This is a genomic window from Marinobacter sp., from assembly GCF_033722735.1.
Lineage (GTDB): Bacteria > Pseudomonadota > Gammaproteobacteria > Pseudomonadales > Oleiphilaceae > Marinobacter.
The window spans coordinates 23,105-44,403 of sequence record NZ_JAWVYN010000026.1 but is presented as its reverse complement, the minus strand read 5'-3'; the positions used below and the strand labels follow the sequence as shown (position 1 = coordinate 44,403).

The following is a 21,299-nucleotide window of genomic DNA, read 5'->3' as shown; positions in this document are numbered from 1 at the left end:
TGTGTCTACTCCCCGGACAGTGTCTTCTCCCGTTTCTCCACCAGCGCCGCCAGGGACTCCTCGATAATCCCCAGCCCTTCCCGCAGCAGGTCCTCTTCGATCACCAGCGGCGGCAGGAACTTGAGCACCTGGTCGTTGGCGCCGGCGGTCTCGATCAACAGACCCCGCTCAAACGCCTCCTTGGAGGCCTCGCCGGCCACACCGGTCTGGGGCAACTCCAGACCCCAGATCATGCCGTGGCCGCGCACCCGGGCATTGAGCTGGGGGAACTGTTCGGCCAGGCGCTCCAGTTCGGTGCGAATGAGCTCGCCCTTGTGCCGCACGGCCTGTTCCAGGTCCTCGTTGTCCCAGTAGCTCAGCGCCTCGGTGGCGGCGATGAAGGCCAGGTTGTTGCCACGGAAGGTGCCGGTGTGCTCGCCGGGCTGCCACTGGTCCAGGTCTGGCCGCATCAGCAGCAACGCCATGGGCAGGCCACCGCCGATGGATTTGGACAGGGTCACCATGTCCGGGTAGATACCGGCCCGCTCGAAGCTGAAGAAACTGCCGGTACGGCCGTTGCCCACCTGGATGTCGTCGATGATCAGCAGGATATCGAACTCCCGGCACAGGGCCTCCAGCTGCTGCAGCCACTCGACGCTGGCCACGTTGATGCCGCCTTCGCCCTGCACTGTCTCGACAATCACCGCCGCCGGCAGGTCGACCCCGGAGCTGCCGTCCTCCAGGAAACGGCGCATGTAGTCGATGGTGTTGCAATCCGGCCCCAGGAAGCCGTCAAAGGGCATGAAGGCCGTGTTGCTGCGGGAGCCGTAGGACTCGTCCTTGTAGTAGTAGTTGCCGGTCACCGCCAGGGCACCAAGGGTCAGGCCGTGGTAACCGTTGGTAAAGGCAATGATGTTGGAGCGGCGCTTGACCATGCGGGCCAACTTAAGCGCGGTTTCCACCGCATTGGTACCGGTGGGGCCGGTGAACTGGACCTTGTAGTGCAGATTGCGGGGGGCCAGGATGGTGTCGCGGAACTTGGTCAGGAACGCGCGCTTGGCCACGGTGGCCTTGTCCAGACCGTGGACGATGCCGCCCTCCCTGAGGTACTCGATCAACGCATCGGTGATCAGCGGGTTGTTGTGGCCATAGTTCAGGACACCGGCGCCGGCAAAGAAGTCGATGTAACGTTTGTCCTGCTCGTCGAAGATCTCCGAGCCGCGGGCGACATGGAAAATGGTGGGAAAGGAACGGACATAGCCGCGCACCTCGGATTCCATCTCTTCGAAGATTCGCATGATGCTCTCCCTCACACGGTGGTTATCAGGCTCCCTGGCTGAATCGGCTCCTCTCCACAGCAGGGTGACCGTCCGCGGAGAAGGGGCTGAACGTCGATGTGTTAGGAAAGCGTAGTTCAAGGATTGGCCGCCAACCAGTGGGACCAGAGTGCCCGCCGTGTTCCCTACTTAGCCCCGGGAAACACCATGTTCCCTGGCTTCGGTGGCCGGCACCTTCAGCATCAACAGAAAGCCCGCCACTAGGAACAACAGGATGGTGCTGATGCCCCAGCGCTGGCTGCCGGTGACGGCGGTGACCCAGCCCACCAGCAGGGGCCCGGCGAAGGCGGTGGCCTTGCCGGAGAAGGCAAACAGGCCAAACATCTGGGTTTGCAAATGTGGCGGGGCCACTCGGGCCAGGTGAGAGCGGCTGGCAGACTGCAACGGCCCCACGAACAGGCCCAGCGCCATGCCCCAGGCCCAAAAGCCGGTGGTGCTGTCCACCAGCAGGATGGCCAGGGCGCAGGCACCCAGGCCCACCAGGGCAAGCAGGATAGTGTTGCGTCCGCCCAGGGCGTCGTCCACCCAGGCAAAGCCCAGGGCGCCCAGGCCGGCGGTGACATTGAGGGCGATGGCGAACTGCAGCACTTCGGTCGGGCTCATATTGAAGGTGCCGGCGGCGTAGACCCCGCCGAAGGTGAAAATGGTGGCCAGGCCGTCGGTGTACAGCATGCGGGCGATCAGGAAGCGGACAATGTCCCGGTACTGGCGCACATGGGCCAGGGACTCCTTCAGTTGCCGCAAGCCGGCGCGGGTGGCCGCGGCCAGTCCCAGGCCGGTGGCCGGCCGATCCGGCACGAAGATGAAGGCCGGCAAGGAAAACACCAGGTACCACAGCGCCACCAGGATGAAGGTGGCCCGCACGTGCTCGGCGTTGTCCCGATCCAGCGGGAACACCGCGGCATCGGCCTCGATGAAGCCGTACAGCGCCACCACCAGGCTGCAGACGCCGCCCACATAGCCCAGGCCCCAGGCCCAGCCTGACCAGCGGCCGGTGCGCTCCGGGCTGGCCAGGTCCGGCAGCATGGCGTTGTAGAAGATGAAGGCGAACTCGGCGCCGAGGATGCCCAATCCCACCCACAGGGCGGCATTCCAGTACTGGCCGGGGTCCGGGGTGACCGTCCACAGCATGGCACAGGCCAGTACGCACAGGAGGGTCAGGCTGATGAACCAGGGCTTGCGCCGGCCGGACTGGTCGGCAATCGCCCCCAACACCGGCCCCAGGAGGGCCACGAACACCCCGGCAATGCCCACGATGTTGCCCCAGGCTTCGGTGCCCGCGACCTTGTCCTCCATCACCGAGACGCTGAAGTACTGGGCAAAGACGAAGGTCAGGATGATGGCGAAGAAGGCGCTGTTGGCCCAGTCATACAGGGCCCAGGACCAGAGGGCGCGTTTATCCTCCGGCGCAGCCGGGGCTGGAGTTCGTTGCGGTGGCATGGGTGGCTGGACTCCCGATCCTTGTGACAGCTTGCGTGGGCTGATTGTGGCTGCTAATGGGGTAAATGCCCAGTACCTGGTTGGGAGCGTGGCCTATTCAACCTAAGTCGGTTAGGGGTTGGTCGTCGGGTTCGCTATAGTCAGCATTTCACCCACTGCTCATTCCTTGCGGCAACAGGAGCCCTTCCTATGTCTGACCAGGTGTACCTGGACATCGGCCACGATATCACCCGCATCGATACCGGCATGATCCATGAGGAACTGGCGGCCTGTTACCTGCTCAAGGGGGGCGATGAGTACGCCGTTATCGAAACCGGCACCGACCGGACCGTGCCCAGGATCCTCGGCCTGCTGGAGCAGCGGGGGATCGACCGGGCCCAGGTTAAATTTGTGGTTCCCACCCATGTGCACCTGGATCACGCCGGGGGTGTCGGCGGTCTCATGCAAGCCCTGCCCCGGGCAACCCTGCTGGTGCATCCCCGGGGCGCCCGCCACATGGTCGACCCGTCCAAACTCAAGGCCGGTGCTACGGCGGTCTACGGGGAAAAGGCCTTCGCGGAGATCTACGGCGATGTCCTTCCGGTGGACGAGAACCGGGTCCGTACCATGGACGAGGGCGACGAAGTCACCGTCGGGGAACGCCGCCTGGTGTTCTGCGACACCCCCGGCCACGCCCGGCACCATTTCTGCGTCCACGACCCGGCCTCCCGGGGCATCTTTACCGGCGATACCTTTGGTCTGTGCTACCCGTCCCTGGTCAGCGAAAAGGGCCCCTTCATCCTGCCCACGACCACCCCGGTGCAGTTCGACCCGCCCGCGCTGAAGGCTTCCATCCGCAAGCTACTGGCCTTAGAGCCGGAGCGGCTCTATCTGACCCATTACGGCTGCGTGGAACCGCCGAGGGAGCTGGGCGAGCGGTTGCTGGTCATGGTGGATGACTTCGTGGCCCTGGCCGAAGACGTGGCCAGGACCAGCGCTGATGACGATCTGGAGGGCGGGCTGATGGCTGCGATGGAGGATTACCTGGCCCAGCAGCTCCAGGCCCACGGTTGCTCCCTGTCGGACAACGAGTTGCAAGCGGTATTGGGGATGGATATCAAGCTCAATAGCCAGGGGCTGGCGGTTTGGTTGCGCAGCCGGTAGGAACGCGTTGATTCCTGCGGCGGTTGAAGGCCGCCCGGGGCCGGATGCCCTGACCCCAAGCGGTTATGGCTATTTCAGGGTGGGGTAGCCTTCAATAAAAACCCAGTTCGTCTGCTGCGCGGGTGTATGGCATCCCTTGCAGGTTGCTTCGAAGCTTTCGGACACGTTCCGCGTTGGGTTGTCGGCCTTGTAGAGCGCCCAACCCCAGCCTTCGCCCCAGTGAGGGCCATCGAACCGGTTCTGGCGGTCCCGGACCATCACGAACCAGACCTGTGGTTCTCCTGCCCAGAGGGCCGGACCGGTGGTTTTGTCTCCGGACAAAATGCTGCGAATTTCCTTGATCAGCACCGTGCCATCAGCGAACTCACCGGACTCGCGGTAGGTCTGGGCTGCTTCGGGTTGGGTATATACATCGTGGAAGCCCGCACCCGGGGCCCCCGCTTCGTTAACAACCCAGGATCCCAGGTGTACCCAGCTTTCCCGGGCGTCGGCGGGCAGGGAAATGGTGCCATTGGAGTCGACGATGTTCTGGAAGGTGTGGGTTGCCAGATCCTCTGCGTGCGTCACGCTGGTGGCAAGCGTCAGTAACGACGCCAGCCCGAGTGCTTTTATGATGGCCATGATGATGTTCCTCCTGAGTTGTAAATTCCACACTGCTCCGGTTGACATTGTAGGATCAGGGGGAGACATTTGGATTCTTAAAGTCTCATTTAAGAGTTATAACGTCTCAGCATGGATCGGCTCGCGGCGCTGTTATCAAACTTTCATCTGTCCGCCAGTGTGTTCAATGCTGGTGCACTGTGTCATGGCTCACGCCACCCGGCAAAGGCCGGTACGGGCTATGTCCACATACTCACCGGGGGAACTCTGCATCTGGCAGTGGCGGGCCATAGGGCGCGGCAATTCGACGAGCCGGTGCTGATCCTGCTTACCGACGATGGCGAGCATTGGCTAGGTCCCGGGGCGCAAGGGGCTGAGACGTTGTGCGGGTCCTTTCGCTTTGGCTTGGGACAGGTCGGCCCAATCTATCGGGCGTTGCCGTCATTGCTTGCCGTCCCCCTCGACAGGCTGGACTGTCTGTCCGGACTTCTGGAGCTAATGCTTGCAGAGGTCCGAGAGGAACGGTGTGGTCGCCAAGCGACCCTGGATCGTCTATGTGAGGTATTGGTGATCCAGTTGCTGCGCTACCTGATGGATTCTGGTCATGTAGACACCGGGCTGCTGGCCGGACTGGCTCATCCCAAACTCGCAAAAGCGTTCATCGCGTTGCACAACCAGCCGGCCGTCCCTTGGACCCTTACCGGGCTGGCCTCCGAGGCTGGCATGTCCCGTGCGCGGTTTGCCAAAGTGTTCCGTGACACTGCGGGTCAGCCCCCGGGCGAGTACCTGGCGCTCTATCGGCTCGGCTTGGCCCAGGCCAAGCTACGGGATGGAGTGTCGCTGGATGCGGCCGCCTCCCAGGTGGGATACAGCAGCGCGTCCGCCCTGGCCAAGGTGTTCCGTCGTCATACTGGTCTCTCTCCCATTCAGTGGCGGAACTTACAGTGCCCTGAAACCGCCTCTGATCAGAAGTCGAAATCCAGGTAGAGATTGCCGGACAGTTGTTGATACGCACCCGCAACCTTCAGAGACTTCAAACGTTCTGACAGGTCGTCAACGAAGGTCCTGTTTTCCGGGGTGTTGTAGCAGGTAAGCCGGTCGTATCCCTTGTACAGCCATAACTCGGGAGCATAGCTGAGCTGGTCGAGGTAAGGTTGGATATCCGGGACTGCCCCAATGGCTACATCGATCCGGCCGCGTTTGAGCATCTCCAGCACCTGCTCGTTGGGGCGTGCAGCATAGATGGTCAGTCCCAGCTCTTGGATAGCAGCTCCATAATACACTTCGTGCCCACGCGCGGTGCCGATGCGCCGATCGACAAGTTGTTCCAGGGACGTGATGGGGGGCTCGCCCGCAGGGGTAAACAGGGAGTAACCGAAGCTGTGGGTATTAACCAGTAGGTTATCGGAAAAGCCATGGTCAGTTTTATGGGCCTGTCGCTTCTGGACTTAATCATGTCGTTTCCGAATGGCCGGGGAGGGCCGTTTACCTTCAGATTGAATCTGACTGGATGCAGTACACGCCGTTTCCAGCGGTCTGACAGCAGGTAACGATCATGACAAAACTCCCGGAAAGTGCAGACGTCGTCATCATTGGCCAGGGTGGCATTGTGGGCGCCTCGGTGGCCCACCACCTGATTGAGCGGGGCTGGAGCAACATTGTCGGGCTGGAGAAGTCCGCCATTCCTACCGATATTGGCTCCACGTCCCATGCCTCGGATTTCTGTTTCACCACCTCCCACGACAAGCTCAACATCTACACCACCCGGTACAGCCAGGCGTTCTACGCCCGGCGGGGGAATTACGTGAAAGTGGGCGGCATGGAAGTGGCCCGCGTGGGCGATGAAGCGTGGATGGACGAACTCAAGCGCAAGGTGGGCTCCGGCAAGGCCTTTGGCACCAACGTCAGCATGATCTCACCGTCCCAGGCCAAGGAACTGTTTCCGCTGCTGGACGAGAGTCAGATTCAGGGCGCCATGTGGGACCCGGATGCCGGCCTGGTGGTGCCCCGGTCCCAGAAGGTGGCGGGGGACCTGGTGGACGAAGCGGTGGCCAGTGGCCACCTGCAGGCCTTCCCCTACACCGCGGCAAAGCGGATCGACGTGCAGGATGGACAGGTCCGCGGGGTGGAGACCGACAAGGGCTACATCCAGGCAAAGTACGTGGTGCTCACCATTGGCATCTGGGGACCGATGATCGCCGAAACCGCCGGTACGCCGCTGCCACTGATGCCGGTGGAACATCCCTTGCTGTTCTTCGGACCCTACGACGCCCTGCAGGGCACCGGCAAGGAGATTGTCTACCCCCTGTTCCGTGACCAGCGCAATTCCGCCTACGTCCGCGATACCGGTGACCCCACCACCAGCGAGGGTGGGCATATCGAGTGGGGGTACTACGAGCCCGATGACCCCCGGCTGGTGTCCCCCTGGGCCATTGCCGAGCCGGAGCAGGCGCGGATGTCGCCGTCGATGCGGGACCTGGGCCTGGAGCAGGTGATGAGCGCCTATGAGAAGGCCATCGATATGACCCCCATCCTCGGCGAGTTGGGGTGGCAGGAGAAGCGCTCGTTCAACGGCCTGCTGTCGGTGACGGTGGACAACGGCTCGATGATTGGCGAGACCCCCGAGGTCCGCAACCTCTGGTTCTGCGAGGCGGTGTGGGTGAAGGACGGCCCCGGGGCCGGCAAGCTGCTGGCGGACTGGCTGACCGACGGCAAGCCCGCAATGGACCCCCACAGCGTCGACATCGCCCGTTTCTACCCGCCCCAGAAGACCCGGGGCTATGTCTACGACCGTTGCTACGAGACCGCCAAGAAGATCTACACGCCTGCGGTCCATCCCCGCGAGCCCTACCTCAGCGGGCGCCGCTTGCGGACCAGCCCGTTTTACCCACGGGAAGTGGAGTTGGGGGGCTATTTCATGGAAGCGGCTGGCTGGGAGCGGGCTCACGGCTACCAGGCCAACGAGGCCACGCTGCTGGCCAAATACCGGGACCGGGTGCCGGTCCGGGAAAACGAATGGGACGGTCGCCACTTCTGGGAGGTGTCCGACGCCGAAGGGCTGGCCATGAGCGACGGGGTGGGGATGATCAACCTGTCCCACTTCTGCATCCTCGACATCAGCGGCCCGGACGCCGAAGCCCTGCTGGAGTACCTGTCGGTGGCCAGGGTTGGCGGCAACACGCCGGCGGGCAAGGGGGCTTACACCCACTTCCTCGATCACGACGGCGGCATCCACGCCGACCTCACCATTATCCGGCTGGCGGCGGATCAGTACCGGGTCATCTGTGGCGGCGATACCGGTCACCGGGACCTGGTCTGGATCCGGCGCATGAGCGAGCGTCAGGGATTGACCGATATCCGCATTGACGACCGCACCGAGTCGTTGGCCACCCTGGGGCTGTGGGGGCCGAAGGCGCGGGAAACCCTGGCGCAGTTCGTTGACGAGCCGGAGCAGTTGTCCAACGACAACTTTCCCTTTGCCACGGCCCGGGACCTGCTGGTGGACGGCATTCCGGTGTGGGCCTTCCGCATTTCCTACGTTGGCGAGCAGGGCTGGGAGCTCTATGTGCCCCATTGCTATGGCCTTCGCCTGTGGGACCTGCTGTTCGACGCCGGCGTGGTGCCGGTGGGCATCGAGACCTACGCCAACACCCGGCGGCTGGAGAACAGCCTGCGGCTGCAGAACGTCGACCTGGAGACCGACTACAACCTGTACGAGGCGGACCTGGCCCGCAACAAGGTCAAGGAGGCCGATTTCCATGGCAAGGCGGCCTACCTGGCCCAGCGGGAGCGGGCGCACCAGCCCGCCTACCTGTGCACCCTGAGCATGGCAGAGAATCGCGACGCCCGTGGTGTCGCCCGTTACCCGGTAGGCCAGTGGCCGATCCTGGATCCGCAGTCCGGGGAGGTGTTGGTGGACAGTGAGGGCCGGCGTTCCTACAACACCAGTGCGGCCTATGGGCCGTCGGTGGGCAAGATGCTGCTGCTGGGCTACATCCCCCATGACTATGCCGAGGAAGGCCGGGAGCTGGTGTTGGAGTACTTTGGCGAGCGGTACCGGCTTCGCATCGAGGCGGTGGGATACCGTTCGCTGTTTGATCCCGGCTACCAGAGAATGCGCTCGTAACGCCAGCGCGTGTCGCAGCTGAGCGATTGTCCGGTACTGGATGTCGCTTTTGGACCATTCCTAAGTCGCCCGCCATCATAGACTGGCGGTGGATCCGAGAGTCATGCAGGGATTGCGGCCCGTTGATGGCGGGTTTATTGTCAAGGGAACAACAAGCCGTGCGTCCCGTTGGAGGCGCGGGCTAACAGGACAGGGTGTCCGGGGTAGGGGCGATGGAGGAAATGGTATGACAGGCGCCAATGAAGACCGGGTTGAATCGGCTCACCAATCGTATCGGGTTGGCTTCCTGCTGGTCGAGAACTTCACCCTGATGGCCCTGGCCAGCGCCATTGAGCCGTTGCGCATGGCCAACCAGCTCACCGGATCGGAACTCTATAGCTGGCAGCTGCTGTCCGCCGATGGCCAGGCAATGCGCGCCAGTGACGGCATCACCCTGATGCCCGATGCCGCCATGACCGACCGCCGGAACTTCGACCTGGTGATCGTGGTGGCGGGCATCAACGTCACCCAAAGCTTCTCGCGGCGGGAACAGGCCTGGTTACGGGACCTCGCCCGCCGTCATGTGACCCTGGGGGCGCTATGCACCGGCGCCTACGTACTGGCCAGCGCGGGTCTGCTCGATGGCTACCGGTGCAGTGCCCACTGGGAGTGCCTGGCGGTACTGCAGGAAGGCTTTCCACGGGTACGCTGCAACAACCGCCTGTTCTCCCTCGATCGTGACCGGATGACCTGCACCGGGGGGGAAGTGCCGTTGCACATGATGCTCAGCCTGCTGGCCAGCCGTCACGGCCAGGCACTGGCGGACGCCATTTCCGATATGTTCGTCTGCGATCGGGTCCGGGAGGACAGCGAACAGCAGCCGGTTCCCCTGCGTCATCAGCTGGCGGTGGCCCAGCCCAAACTGGCGGAGGCGGCCCAGCTGATGGAGGCCAACATCGAGGAACCCATTGAGCTGCAGGAGTTGGCGGCACTGGCCAGGATCTCCCGCCGGCAACTCGAACGGCTGTTCCTCAAGCACCTGGGCTGCACGCCCTCACGGTACTACCTCAAGCTGCGGCTGGACCGGGCGCGCCGGTTGCTGATGCAAACCTCCTGTTCCATCGTCGAGATTGCCTCCATGTGCGGCTTTGTCTCAGCCACCCACTTCAGCCGGTGTTATCGCAAGTACATGGGAACGTCGCCCAAGGCTGCCCGGGTGGCTGCCCAGTCGGGCAACAGGGGCGATGCGGTCACGCCCCTGGGCGTTCTTGAACTGCGTTCGCCGGCGTCGGACGCGCTGCAGCGGGCTCGGGGAGAGCCAACCTATGGGGCGTTCACCGACCAGTCGCTGACCCCCAACAACAGCGTCAATTGAACGTCAGACCAGCCCGAACACCTCGCCGTCGGCGTTGAGCCCCATATCCAGCGCTGCGGGTCGGCGGGGTAGCCCCGGCATGGTCATGATATCCCCACAGATCGCCACCACGAAGCCGGCCCCGGCGGACAGTCTCACTTCCCGAACCGGCAGCACATGGCCACTGGGGGCACCGTGCATCTTGGGGTTGGCGGAGAAACTGTACTGGGTCTTGGCGATGCACACCGGCAGGTGGCTAAAGCCCAGTTGCTCGTATTCCTCCAGCTGACGACGGGCCTCGCTGGAAAATTCCACATGGGCGGCGTCGTAGATCCGGGTGGCGATGGTCTCGATCTTCTCGCTCAGCGGGCAATCGTCCGGATACAGCAGCTTCACCGATGGCGTACCCAGCGCCATCTGGTCCAGTACCGCCTGGGCCAGCTCGGTGGCGCCGAAGCCGCCCCGGGCCCAGTGATTGGCGGCAACGGCCTGCACGCCCCAGTCCTTGCAGATGCCCTGAATCGCGGCGATTTCGTCCTCGCTGTCGTCGGGGAAGCGGTTGATCGACACCACCGGGGTGAGCCCGAACTGGCGCAAGTTGCGGATATGCCGTTCCAGATTGGTGGCGCCGGCGTAGACCGCGTGCACATCCGGCGTGGCCAGCCGGGCCTTGCGCACGCCGCCCTGCATTTTCAGCGCCCGTACCGTGCAGACCAGCACCACGGCATCCGGACGCAACCCGCTCTGGCGGCATTTGATGTCGATGAACTTCTCCGCCCCCAGGTCGGCGCCGAAGCCGGCCTCGGTGACCACCACATCGTTCAGGCTCAGGGCATAGCGGGTGGCCATCACCGAGTTGCAGCCGTGGGCGATGTTGGCGAAGGGCCCGCCGTGGATGAACACCGGGTTGTGTTCCAGGCTCTGGACCAGGTTGGGCTGCAACGCCTCGCGCAGCAGGATGGTCATGGCGCCTTCCACCCCCAGGTCGCTGACGGTCACCGGTGACAGGTCGCTGCGCCGGCCCACAATGATCCGTCCCAAACGCTCCCGCAGGTCCGCCAGGCTGTCGGCCATGCACAGGATGGCCATCAGTTCCGAGGCCACCGTGATATCGAAGCCGGTCTCCCTGGGTTGCCCGTGAGCCGCGCCGCCCAGCCCGATGATGGTGTTGCGCAGGGCCCGGTCGTTGAGGTCAAGGACCCGCCGCCAGGTGAGGTGGCGGGGATCGAGCCCCGATTCGCTGCCCCAGTGAATGTGGTTGTCGAGGATCGACGCCAGCAGGTTGTGGGCGACGGTGATGGCGTGGAAGTCGCCGTTGAAGTGCAGGTTGATGTCCTCCATGGGGATCACCTGGGCACGACCGCCCCCGGCGGCACCGCCCTTCATGCCGAAGCAGGGCCCCAGCGAGGGCTCCCGCAGGCACACCGAGGACTTGATCCCCAGCTGGTTGAAACCGTCGTTCAGCCCCACGCTGGTGGTGGTCTTGCCCTCGCCGGCCGGCGTCGGGGTGATCGCGGTGACCAGCACCAGTTTGCCGAAGGTGGCGGGGTCCGGCACGCCGAAGTGCTTCATGTCCAGCTTGGCCTTGTAGTGGCCGAAGGGGATCAGCGCGTCTGCGGGCAGGCCAAACCGGTGCTGGGCCAGCAACAGGATCGACTGGGGTTGCACCGCCCGGGCAATCTCGATGTCGGGAGTCCCCGGCGGTGGCAGGCCGTCGGTCACGGGGTGTATTGCCTCACGGCTGGGGCCCTGGGTTTCGGAGTTCGGTTCGTTGAATAGCTGGGCCATGGTTACTGGCCTCCCGACTGCCGTTGGTCGTTGTCGGCCAGCCCGGCGCTGGCCAGGTTGTTGAGCCACTTCGTGGACCGTTTCAGGCCGCCGAAGGGGAAGATGTGCAGGCCTTGGAACAGCGACAACGGGTGTTCCACCCGATAGTGCGCCAATGCCTCGACCAGCCCGTCCGGAGTCCATGACCGAAGCAGGCGGGCGGTTTCCGGGTGCCGGATCAGGGCCCGGGCGGAGACGCCGACCCCGCAGAGGGCGGCATAGGACAGCAGCGTGCGCAGGCTGGTGGGCCCGGCAATGCCAAAGTAGACCGGCAGTGGCGCAATGGTGTCGCCGTTCTCGTGGAGCCAGGTAAGGAAACTGTCCGCCTCGAAGGCAAACTGGGTCACCACCCACATGTCGGTTCCGGTGGCCGCGGCATAATCCCGCTTGATTCTCAGGGCGTCCCGCAGAGCGCTTTCATCGGCGACGGGGTGGCCCTCGGGATGGCCGGCCACACCCAGCCCGAACGGGCGCCCGGCAAACAGGTCCGCGTTCAGTAACGCCAGGGAGTCGGCAAAGGGGCCGGCAACCTTAGCGGTGTCGCCGGCGATCACCATCAGCCGGCGAACCCCCGCTTCGGCCAGCTGCGACAGCCAGTCGTCCGCCTGTTGCCGGCTGGCGAGGGCCCGGGCCGGGAAATGGGGCACCGGTACCAAATCATTGGCCAGCAAGTGCCGACTGGCGGCGATGGTGTCCGGGTAGTGGCCATTGGGCAGGTAGGGCACATAGACCCGGGTGCCCGGTGCCAGTCGTACCGACAGATCATCCGTCGTGAGAATCTGCCGCGGCGTCAGTTCCAGCGAGGCCGCCCTGGCCATGGCGGCCAGGGCGTTGTCGCAGGCCGTATCCATCATCGGGTCGGCGTGGGGTTCCTGGGCAAGCTTCATGGTTCAATGACCTGCCGGGCGCATCGGTCAGTCCGCAAAGTCGATGCCCTTGGCCCGTGCCCGTTCCCGGGCATTGGGGTTGACCGAGGGACGGAAGGGCACTTCCACCACTTCCGCGGCGACTTCCAGGTTGCCGTCCTGGGCGGCGTATTCCGGCGGCAGTTTCACCACCAGTTGGGTGCCGAGGTGGCGCAGCTCATAGGGGACGTAAGCCAGGGCAATGTTGGTGCCCAGTTCGGGGGAGTACCAGGGCGAAGTCACATAGCCCACCGGATCTTCCCCGGGACTTGCGCTGATCAGCCAGAAGTCGTTGGCGTAGTCGGTGACCGGGGCACCACCGAATGTCAGGCCCACCATGACTTGCCGGAACGGCGGCTGTCCCGCCTCGACCTGGGCCCGCACGGCTTCCAGTCGCTGCTTGCCGATGTAGTCCGCCTGCTTGTTGCGGGGCACCTGGTAGGCCAGGTTGCACTGGAACGGCAGGGTCTCCTGGTCCACGTCCTGGCCCCAGGACAGGATGCCGGCGGCGATGCGTCGATGGTGGGCCGGCGCAATGACCCGCAGGTTGTGGGGCTCGCCGGCTTTGAGCACCGCGTACCACAGGTCTTCGGCATGGCGGGTGGCATCGCGAAGGTAGATTTCATAGCCTTTCTCACCGGTGAAGCCGGTCTGGGAGACGATCACATCGTGCCCGGCCACCTGGCCGGCCATCAGGCCGTAGAACGGGATATCCCGCACCGCCTCGCCAAACATGTCCACCATCAGGGCCTCGGATTTCGGGCCCTGGATCTGTACCGGGGCCACATCGATCTCGGCGATACTGACGTTGTAGCCCATGCCCAGATTCACGCCCCGTAACCACATTTCCAGGTCGCTGTCGGACAGCGAGAACCAGAACTCGTCCTCGGCAATGCGCAGCAACACCGGGTCATTGAGGATGCCGCCGTCCTCGTTGCAGAGGATCACGTACTTGCCCCGCATCGGTTTGATTTTGGTGGCGTCGCGGGTGATCACGTAATTGACGAAAGCCTCGGCGTCCGGGCCCTTGACCTGAATCTGCCGTTCCACTGCCACGTTCCACAGGGTGACGTCGTTGACCAGGGATTGGTATTCCACCATGGCACCGCCATCCTCCGGGCGCACGTAGCCGCGGGGATGGTACATGCGGTTGTACACGGTGGCCCGCCAGCAGCCGGCTTCCACCGCCAGGTGCCAGTAGGGGGATTTGCGAACCCGGGTGGATATCAGCATTTCCACCGGTGTGGGGCCGGATTGACGCAGGTTAATGGGTACCCGGCGGTCGGACTGGTCCACGCTCAGGGGGGGGCGTGCCGCGCCAGCTCGTTGCTGGGGATAGTCCAACAGGGCCTGTTCGAATTTGATCGCCATTGCCGCCTCCAGGGATTGGGTTTCTTTCGTTGTAATGTGACCCGGTTTAACGGGGTTGGCTCTATCAGGGGCGACACGGGGCAGTCCAAAAGCGGCAATGGGTCTGGCAGCTTGAACGGTCAGGGATGGGGTAAGGGGCAATCAGGGGCGCCGCAGCGATTCTGCGGCGCCCGGGGTTAGAGGCTTATCTCAGGCGAGATCGAAGCGGTCGGCGTTCATCACCTTGTTCCAGGCGGCGACGAAATCCTTCACAAACTTCTCCTTGGCATCGTCCTGGGCATAGACCTCCGCCAGGGCCCGCAACTGGGAATTGGAGCCGAACACCAGGTCCACCCGGGTTGCGGTCCATTTAGGGGCGCCGGTCTTGCGGTCGTGGCCCTCGAACAGGTCCGCATCCGCGGAGGTAGGCTTCCATTCGGTGCCCATATCCAGCAGGTTGACGAAGAAGTCATTGTTCAAAGTGCCCGGCTTTTGGGTAAACACCCCATGTTGCGAGTTGCCATGGTTGGCGCCCAGCACCCGCAGACCGCCGACCAGCACGGTCATTTCCGGCGCGGTCAGTTTCAGCAGTTGGGCGCGGTCCAGCAGCAGTTCTTCGTCTGGCACCGCAAACTTCGCCTGGGCGTAGTTGCGGAAGCCGTCGGCCTTGGGCTCCAGCGGCTCGAAAGAGCTCACGTCGGTCTGGTCCTGGGAGGCGTCGGTCCGCCCCGGCGCGAACGGTACGTCGATGTTGTGGCCGGCGTCCTTGGCGGCTTTCTCGATAGCGGCGGCCCCACCGAGGACGATCAGGTCCGCCAGGGACACCTGCTTGTTGCCCGACTGGGCGTCGTTGAAGGCCTGCTGAATGCCCTCCAGGGCGGTGAGCACCTTGCCCAGCCGTGCCGGTTCGTTCACCTCCCAGTCCTTCTGCGGCGCCAGGCGGAGGCGGGCCCCGTTGGCACCACCGCGCATGTCGGAGCCGCGGAAGGTGGACGCCGAGCCCCAGGCGGTGGCGACCAGCTCGGCGACGGACAGGCCGGAGGCCAGGATCTTGGCCTTCAAATCCGCGATGTCCTGGGCGTTCACCAGGTCATGGGCTACCGGCGGTACCGGATCCTGCCAGATCAGATCCTCGTCCGGCACTTCCGGGCCCAGGTAGCGCGACTTGGGCCCCATGTCCCGGTGGGTGAGTTTGAACCAGGCCCGTGCGAATGCGTCGGCGAACTCCTCCGGGTTCTTGTGGAAGTGCTCGGCGATCTTGCGGTAGGCCGGGTCTTCCCGGAAGCCGATGTCCGCGGTGGTCATGATGGGGGTATGGCGCTTGTTGGGGTTGTGGGCGTCGGGTACGGAGCCCTGGGCATCCTCGCCCTTGGCAACCCACTGATAGGCTCCCGCCGGGCTCTTGGTTAGTTCCCACTCGTTGCCAAGCAGGGTGTCCAGGTAGGCCATGTCCCATTGGGTCGGAGTGTAGTTCCAGGCGCCTTCGATACCGCTGGTAATGGTGTTCTCGTCCATGCCGGTGCCCAGGCGGTTCCGCCAGCCCAGTCCCATTTCCTCCAGCGGCGCCGCCTCCGGTTCGGGACCGACGTTCTCCGGGTCGCCCGCCCCGTGACACTTGCCGAAGGTGTGGCCGCCGGCGGTCAGGGCGACGGTCTCATAGTCGTCCATCGCCATCCGGGCGAAGGTTTCGCGCACATCCTTGGCGGAGGCGAGGGGGTCGGGGTTGCCGTCCGGTCCTTCCGGGTTGACGTAGATAAGCCCCATCTGGACGGCGGCCAGCGGGTTCTCCAGGTCCCGTTCACCGGAGTAGCGGCTGTTGGGTTTGTCGCTGGTGGCCAGCCATTCCCGTTCGGCGCCCCAGTAGGTGTCCTCTTCCGGCTCGTAGATGTCCTCGCGGCCGCCGCCGAAGCCGAAGGTCTTGAAACCCATGGACTCGAGCGCCACGTTGCCCGCCAGGATCAGCAGGTCGGCCCAGGACAGCTGATTGCCGTACTTCTGCTTGACCGGCCAGAGTAGCCGCCGGGCCTTGTCCAGGTTGCCGTTGTCCGGCCAGCTGTTGATGGGGGCGAAGCGCTGGTTGCCGGTGTTGGCGCCACCGCGGCCGTCGCCGATCCGGTAGGTGCCGGCCGCGTGCCAGGCCATGCGGATCATCAGTGGACCGTAGTGGCCATAGTCTGCGGGCCACCAGTCCTGGGAATCGGTCATCAGGGCCGTGAGATCCTTTTTCACCGCGGCCAGGTCCAGCTTCTTGAAGGCCTCGGCGTAGTTGAAGTCCTCGTCCAGCGGGTTGGATGCGGGGGTATGCTGATGAAGAATTTTGAGGTTTAACTGGTTGGGCCACCAGTCTTCGTTGGTTGGGCCTGTGCTTCCCATGCTGGTTGGCGAGCCATGCATGATCGGGCACTTGCCTTGGTTGCCTGCCATAGGTCACTCCGTTTTCGTTGTATTGGCGATAGGGAGCAGGCAACGAATCCAGTCCCTTACAGGACCCGCTGAACTTCGGGCGGTGGGGAACAGGGTGCTGTCCGTTGACTGCCTGTTTTCTGTTCTATTAGTTCTAGCAACGCCTTGCGATTCCAGCTAGTTGCTTTTTCCAACCGGCGCCATAGTTTTTCCTTTGCAACCTGGCGCTGGGTCCGTTTCCAGCAAAAATCAGCAAAAAACGGGTCGAAGTGCCTTTTGGCGCTGGTCGATGGGGCAACCCGTTGAGATCCCTGCAGGGGCGCGTCGTATTTCCGATCACTGAAGCTGCAAAATGCAAAACAATGCAAAATATATGTCCGCTATGCGGACATGTTCACGGGCGCTGCGTGACGAAGTTCACCGAAACGGCCGCTGAAGGCTTCTAGTATGGACCCAGCGTTGAAGGAACCAATTACTAACCCAGAAGGAGAGTGGTCGTTTGAATAAAACAATTAGGTAGGTCGTTTTTATGAAGTTCTCCCATGTTGTCATTCCCGCCCTGGCTGCATCGCTGTTATCCACTTCCGCTCTGGCTGTGCAGGGTTCCAAGTTCTCCGCCACCCTGAGTAAAACCGCCCTGATGAACGAAGCCACCGACGGCTCGGCCGTGGTGATGGATACCATGATCCACACCTCCAATAAGCGGGAACTACTGATTGGCGTGTCGCTCGAAACCGGCCTTTACACCCAGACCCAGGTTAAGGGAAAGAACGGCGACAAGGATTCCGCCAGTGCCATGGCGGGTATCGATGTCACCGTCTACGTGGATGGAGTGCCTGCCGAGCCCGGCACCATCACTTTCAATCAGCGTGAGCAGGAACTGACCGCCGTTATGGGTGGGGTTATCGAATCCTGCACCTTTAATACGGATCAGGATGGCGACGGTGTGACCGATGGCTCGCTGACCGTGACCATCGAAGATGACTGCCTCGTCACCGATGAAGAGATTGAACTGATTCAGAGCACCATGTCGGCCCATCACTTCAATTTTGTCGCGCCGGACCTGTATGCCGGCGACCATACCATCACCGTGGAGGCGGCCATTTCAAGCGATACCAGCAGCGGTAACGGCAGTGCCAGTGCAACGGCTCTCGTTGGCAAGGGATCCTTGACGGTTGAGTCGGTACGGGCCATTAACCAGGACGGTGGCATCACGGTATTGGAGTAAGCTGAGGGGGGAAGAACGAGGCCGCTGCCTGATCCGGTGTCGGGTTGACACTCGAGGGCAGGCGATCGAACAGGCAGCAGTTTGAAGCCAAGGCATTCAGACTGCTGCCTGTTTTCGTTGCTGGCGCCCAAATTGCCGGCTTGTGCCGGCTGCACCAGCCTGGTGAATTGGTAACGTCAGCCGCCTGATATCATGTCAGGGAGCTTTATCGAATGACCGCCGGTCTAATTCGCAGGTTTTACGGAGAGGCACTGTCATGGATTTTCTTCGCCATCGGATTGAGCGGCAGGTCATCAGCCTGACGGGGCTGGTGCTCGGTGGGATCGATTACGAGCGGCCCAAAGGGGATCCCGGCCTGTTCGGTCCCGGCAGTGTTTGCTGGCGGGTGCACGGTGATTTTCCGTCCATGCTGTGCGGCGGGATCAGCGCGCTGATGTTGCAGATGCTGCACCCTTTGGCGCTGGCGGGGGTGTGGGATCATTCCAACTTCCGCGACGACATGATCGGTCGGCTGCGGCGGACCAGCCGGTTCATTGCCGGCACGACCTTCGCCTCGACCGCCGATGCCGAGCGCCTGATCGAGCAGGTCAAGCGGATTCACGACAACGTCAAGGGCACCGCGCCGGATGGTCGCCCTTACTCCGCCAACGACCCGGAGCTGTTGGTGTGGGTTCACGTAGCGGAGGTCCGCAGCTTCCTGGCGTCCTACCTGCGTTATCGCAATCCCGGGCTGAGTGTAGCGGACCAGGACCGTTATTACGATGAGGTGGCGAGGATTGCCGAAGCGCTCGGGGCCGTGCACGTGCCCCGCAGCCGGCAGGCAGTGGACGCGTACCTGGCGTCCATGCGGCCTCAACTGGTGTTTGACGAACGGGCGGCGGAAGTGTTGTCGCTGTTGCTTGCTGCGCCCGCGCCCAGCCGGCTGACGGGGCTGGCCGGACGGGTGATGACCCAGGCCGGCCTGGAGCTGTTGCCGGCTTGGGCCAGGGACATGATGGGCCTCCGCTCGGGCTGGCTGAAGCGCCAGGCGGTCGAGCAGGGGATGCACCGCCTGGCGCCGACCTTGCGATGGGCGCTGCGTAACGGGGCGTCCCACAAAGCCCGGCGGCGAGTGGGGCTCGCCAATCGCTAACTTTCGTTGATCCGGCTGATCACGTCCGCGTAGAAGTCGTCGAACTTCTTGAACTCCAGGCTGTCCTGGCCGCAGCAGCGGACCTCGCCGGACTTGATGTCGTACACCCAGCCGTGGATCTGGATCTTCTGGGTCGCCAGCTTGGCGGCCACTGCCGGGTGGGTGCGCAGATGCTGGACCTGTTGCAGCACATTCTCCTCAATGGCTTCGTTGAGATACTCGCTGTCCAGGCAGGCATCGGTGGGAATGTTGTGGCGTTCCCGCACGATCTCCATGGCCGAGCGGCAGTGGCCCAACCATTCCTTGACGTGGGGCAGCCCTTTGAGCGCATTGACGTCCAGCGCGCCCTTGATGGCACCGCAGTCGGTATGGCCGCAGACAATGATGTGCCGCACCTTGAGCACCGCCACCGCATACTCGATCGACGCGGTCATGCCGCCGGTTTCATTGCTGTGGGGCGGGATGATGTTGCCGGCGTTGCGGCAGATGAACAGATCCCCAGGGCTGGACCCGGTCAGCAGGTTCGGGTCGATGCGCGAATCCGAGCAGGTGAAGAACAGCACCTCCGGATGCTGGCCGTCGGCCAGCGCTCCGAACAGGTCCTTGCGCTCGGGATAGACGTTTTTGCGGAAATCCAATACGCCTCGAACGATATGATCCATTAACGACTCCTCCTGTCAGGCAATCTCTATCAATACTTCCCCAGGGGTCACCCGGTCACCCTTGGCCACATGCACTGCTTGTACCGTCCCGTCGACGTTGGCGTTCACCTCGGTCTCCATCTTCATGGCCTCGGTGATCATCACGGCCTGGCCGGCGGAGACAGTATCCCCTTCCTGAACCAGCACATCCACCACATTGCCCGGCATGGCGGTGGTGACGTGTCCCGGTTCAGTCGCCCGCTTGCGGCCGCTGCCACCCTCGGCCACGTACTCGTTGAGGGACTCGAAGACCACTTCCTCGGGCATGCCATCCAGCGACAGGTAGAGCTTGCGCTTGCCGGCGCCGGAATCGCCCACCCCGGTGACCGCCACTTCGTAGGACTCACCGTGGACATCGATGCGGAACTCGGTGGCCATGGCGGTGCCCATGCGATCCTTGCCTTTCTGTTCCTGGGGCAGCAGTTCTTCCGGCCTCAGGGTGCCGTCTGCACGCTGTTGCAGGAACTCCCGCCCCAGGTCCGGGAACATGGCATAGGTAAGCACATCTTCTTCGCTGGTCGCCAGACTACCAATGTCTGCTCGCAATTGGTTCAGTTCGGGGCTAAGCAGGTCGGCCGGGCGCCCTTCGTTTACCGACTCGTTGCCAATGGCCTTCTTCTGGATCTCGGTGTTGACCGCTGCCGGCGGCTGGCCGTAACCGCCCTGCAGGTAGCGTTTCACCTCGTTGGTGATGGTCTTGTAGCGCTGGCCGGCCAGCACGTTGTACACCGCCTGGGTGCCGACGATCTGTGACGTGGGGGTCACCAGCGGTGGATAGCCCAGATCTTCGCGTACCCGGGGGATCTCGTCGAAGACGTCGCGAATCCGGTCCAGGGCGTTCTGCTCCTTGAGCTGGTTGGCCAGGTTGGACATCATGCCGCCGGGCACCTGGTTGATCTGCACCGACACGTCCTCGCGGGTGAACTCGCTCTCGAACTGGTGGTACTTCTTGCGCACCTCGCGGAAATAGTCGGCAATCTCGCTCAGCAGTTTCAGGTCCAGGCCAGTGTCGTAGTCGGTGCCTTTCAGCGCCGCCACCTGGGATTCGGTGGCCGGGTGGCTGGTGCCGCTGGCAAAGGAGGAAATGGCGGTGTCGATGCGGTCGGCGCCGGCCTCGATGGCCTTGAGCTGACACAGCGGTGCCAGCCCCGAGGTGGAGTGACTGTGCACCACCAGCGGCAGGTCCACTTCGGCCTTGATGGCCTTGACCAGTTCGTAGGTGGCATAGGGGGTGAGCAGGCCGGCCATGTCCTTGATGGCAATGGAGTCGGCGCCCATGGCCCGCATGGCCTTGGCCTGCTCGACGAACAGGGCCGGCGTGTGGACCGGGCTGGTGGTGTAGCAGATGGTGCCCTGGGCGTGCTTGCCGGCCTTCTTCACCGCCTTCATCGCGGTCTCGATGTTGCGCAGGTCATTGAGCGCGTCGAACACCCGGAATACATCAATGCCGTTGTCCGCCGCCTTCTGCACGAACGCCTCCACCACGTCATCGGCATAGTGGCGGTAACCCAGCAGGTTCTGGCCCCGCAGCAGCATCTGCAGCCGGGTGTTGGGCAGGGCTTTGCGCAATTGTCGCAGGCGCTCCCACGGGTCTTCCTTGAGGAAGCGGACGCAGGCATCAAAGGTGGCCCCGCCCCAGACTTCCAGCGACCAGTAACCGACCCGGTCGAGTTTGTCGCAGATCGGCAGCATGTCTTCGGTGCGCATGCGGGTGGCGATCAGCGACTGGTGCGCGTCGCGCAGGATGACGTCGGTGACTTCGATTTTCTTGGCGTTGCTCATAGCTCGTTCCTCC

The 21,299-nt window shown here is 63.5% G+C and carries 16 protein-coding genes; 6 read left to right on the top strand and 10 right to left on the bottom strand.

The genetic code is table 11. The annotated features are described in order from the left end of the window. Positions 1–5: 5 nt before the first annotated feature. Entirely contained in the window at positions 6–1,277 is a 1,272-nt protein-coding gene (ectB, locus tag R3175_RS15785; RefSeq protein WP_318945289.1) for a diaminobutyrate--2-oxoglutarate transaminase, read from the bottom strand. A 168-nt stretch (positions 1,278–1,445) separates the two neighbouring features. Then, the gene (locus R3175_RS15780) at positions 1,446–2,756 is read right to left on the bottom strand and encodes an MFS transporter (protein WP_318945288.1); all 1,311 of its coding nucleotides are present in this window, start codon (positions 2,754–2,756) and stop codon (positions 1,446–1,448) included. Positions 2,757–2,945: 189 nt separating this feature from the next. Between R3175_RS15780 and R3175_RS15775 the strand changes: the two genes are divergently transcribed. Then, entirely contained in the window at positions 2,946–3,899 is a 954-nt protein-coding gene (locus R3175_RS15775; RefSeq protein WP_318945287.1) for an MBL fold metallo-hydrolase, read from the top strand. A gap of 69 nt (positions 3,900–3,968) precedes the next feature. On the opposite strand, the gene R3175_RS15770 is transcribed toward R3175_RS15775, so the two are convergent. Beyond that, entirely contained in the window at positions 3,969–4,520 is a 552-nt protein-coding gene (locus R3175_RS15770; protein ID WP_318945286.1) for a cytochrome P460 family protein, read from the bottom strand. A 111-nt stretch (positions 4,521–4,631) separates the two neighbouring features. On the opposite strand from R3175_RS15770, the gene R3175_RS15765 reads away from it, so the two are divergent. After that, entirely contained in the window at positions 4,632–5,486 is an 855-nt protein-coding gene (locus R3175_RS15765) for an AraC family transcriptional regulator (protein WP_318945285.1), read from the top strand. On the opposite strand, the gene R3175_RS15760 is transcribed toward R3175_RS15765, so the two are convergent. Continuing rightward, a complete protein-coding gene (locus R3175_RS15760; protein ID WP_413231785.1) occupies positions 5,465–5,782 on the bottom strand; it encodes a hypothetical protein in 318 nt (105 codons plus the stop codon). The genes R3175_RS15765 and R3175_RS15760 overlap by 22 nt on opposite strands. Before the next feature lie 272 nt (positions 5,783–6,054). Between R3175_RS15760 and R3175_RS15755 the strand changes: the two genes are divergently transcribed. Together R3175_RS15755 and R3175_RS15750 are read left to right on the top strand one after the other, a co-directional pair. Continuing rightward, positions 6,055–8,625 (top strand): FAD-dependent oxidoreductase, encoded by a 2,571-nt coding sequence (locus tag R3175_RS15755; protein ID WP_318945284.1) that lies wholly within the window; start codon positions 6,055–6,057, stop codon positions 8,623–8,625. A gap of 226 nt (positions 8,626–8,851) precedes the next feature. Further along, the gene (locus R3175_RS15750) at positions 8,852–9,979 is read left to right on the top strand and encodes a GlxA family transcriptional regulator (protein ID WP_318945283.1); all 1,128 of its coding nucleotides are present in this window, start codon (positions 8,852–8,854) and stop codon (positions 9,977–9,979) included. A gap of 3 nt (positions 9,980–9,982) precedes the next feature. Here R3175_RS15750 and R3175_RS15745 read toward each other — a convergent pair whose 3' ends face one another. From R3175_RS15745 to katG, 4 genes are all read right to left on the bottom strand, one after another. Next, the gene (locus tag R3175_RS15745) at positions 9,983–11,746 is read right to left on the bottom strand and encodes a formate--tetrahydrofolate ligase (RefSeq protein ID WP_318945282.1); all 1,764 of its coding nucleotides are present in this window, start codon (positions 11,744–11,746) and stop codon (positions 9,983–9,985) included. Between the two features lie 2 nt (positions 11,747–11,748). Next, on the bottom strand, positions 11,749–12,672 hold the full coding sequence (locus tag R3175_RS15740) for a methylenetetrahydrofolate reductase (RefSeq protein ID WP_318945281.1): 924 nt from the start codon (positions 12,670–12,672) through the stop codon (positions 11,749–11,751). A gap of 27 nt (positions 12,673–12,699) precedes the next feature. Then, entirely contained in the window at positions 12,700–14,061 is a 1,362-nt protein-coding gene (locus R3175_RS15735) for a glycine cleavage T C-terminal barrel domain-containing protein (protein WP_318945280.1), read from the bottom strand. Between the two features lie 189 nt (positions 14,062–14,250). Next, entirely contained in the window at positions 14,251–16,464 is a 2,214-nt protein-coding gene (katG, locus tag R3175_RS15730) for a catalase/peroxidase HPI (protein ID WP_318945279.1), read from the bottom strand. Between the two features lie 508 nt (positions 16,465–16,972). Here katG and R3175_RS15725 point away from each other — a divergent pair. Together R3175_RS15725 and R3175_RS15720 are read left to right on the top strand one after the other, a co-directional pair. Further along, positions 16,973–17,671 (top strand): hypothetical protein, encoded by a 699-nt coding sequence (locus R3175_RS15725; protein ID WP_318945278.1) that lies wholly within the window; start codon positions 16,973–16,975, stop codon positions 17,669–17,671. Between the two features lie 256 nt (positions 17,672–17,927). Then, positions 17,928–18,803, top strand: a complete 876-nt coding sequence (locus R3175_RS15720) for an oxygenase MpaB family protein (protein ID WP_318945277.1) — start codon at positions 17,928–17,930, stop codon at positions 18,801–18,803. Here the strand turns inward: R3175_RS15720 and R3175_RS15715 are convergent. Continuing rightward, positions 18,800–19,465, bottom strand: a complete 666-nt coding sequence (locus tag R3175_RS15715) for a carbonic anhydrase (RefSeq protein ID WP_318945276.1) — start codon at positions 19,463–19,465, stop codon at positions 18,800–18,802. The two genes, R3175_RS15720 and R3175_RS15715, sit on opposite strands and share 4 nt — an antisense overlap. Positions 19,466–19,480: 15 nt before the next feature. Then, positions 19,481–21,286, bottom strand: a complete 1,806-nt coding sequence (oadA, locus tag R3175_RS15710) for a sodium-extruding oxaloacetate decarboxylase subunit alpha (protein ID WP_318945275.1) — start codon at positions 21,284–21,286, stop codon at positions 19,481–19,483. Positions 21,287–21,299 lie beyond the last annotated feature (13 nt).

Coding starts and splice junctions, on each gene's coding strand:
- ectB (WP_318945289.1), bottom strand. CDS start 1,277: ATGCGAATCTTCGAAGAGATGGAATCCGAGGTGCGCGGCTATGTCCGT.
- R3175_RS15780 (WP_318945288.1), bottom strand. CDS start 2,756: ATGCCACCGCAACGAACTCCAGCCCCGGCTGCGCCGGAGGATAAACGC.
- R3175_RS15775 (WP_318945287.1), top strand. CDS start 2,946: ATGTCTGACCAGGTGTACCTGGACATCGGCCACGATATCACCCGCATC.
- R3175_RS15770 (WP_318945286.1), bottom strand. CDS start 4,520: ATGGCCATCATAAAAGCACTCGGGCTGGCGTCGTTACTGACGCTTGCC.
- R3175_RS15765 (WP_318945285.1), top strand. CDS start 4,632: ATGGATCGGCTCGCGGCGCTGTTATCAAACTTTCATCTGTCCGCCAGT.
- R3175_RS15755 (WP_318945284.1), top strand. CDS start 6,055: ATGACAAAACTCCCGGAAAGTGCAGACGTCGTCATCATTGGCCAGGGT.
- R3175_RS15750 (WP_318945283.1), top strand. CDS start 8,852: ATGACAGGCGCCAATGAAGACCGGGTTGAATCGGCTCACCAATCGTAT.
- R3175_RS15745 (WP_318945282.1), bottom strand. CDS start 11,746: ATGGCCCAGCTATTCAACGAACCGAACTCCGAAACCCAGGGCCCCAGC.
- R3175_RS15740 (WP_318945281.1), bottom strand. CDS start 12,672: ATGAAGCTTGCCCAGGAACCCCACGCCGACCCGATGATGGATACGGCC.
- R3175_RS15735 (WP_318945280.1), bottom strand. CDS start 14,061: ATGGCGATCAAATTCGAACAGGCCCTGTTGGACTATCCCCAGCAACGA.
- katG (WP_318945279.1), bottom strand. CDS start 16,464: ATGGCAGGCAACCAAGGCAAGTGCCCGATCATGCATGGCTCGCCAACC.
- R3175_RS15725 (WP_318945278.1), top strand. CDS start 16,973: ATGAAGTTCTCCCATGTTGTCATTCCCGCCCTGGCTGCATCGCTGTTA.
- R3175_RS15720 (WP_318945277.1), top strand. CDS start 17,928: ATGGATTTTCTTCGCCATCGGATTGAGCGGCAGGTCATCAGCCTGACG.
- R3175_RS15715 (WP_318945276.1), bottom strand. CDS start 19,465: ATGGATCATATCGTTCGAGGCGTATTGGATTTCCGCAAAAACGTCTAT.
- oadA (WP_318945275.1), bottom strand. CDS start 21,286: ATGAGCAACGCCAAGAAAATCGAAGTCACCGACGTCATCCTGCGCGAC.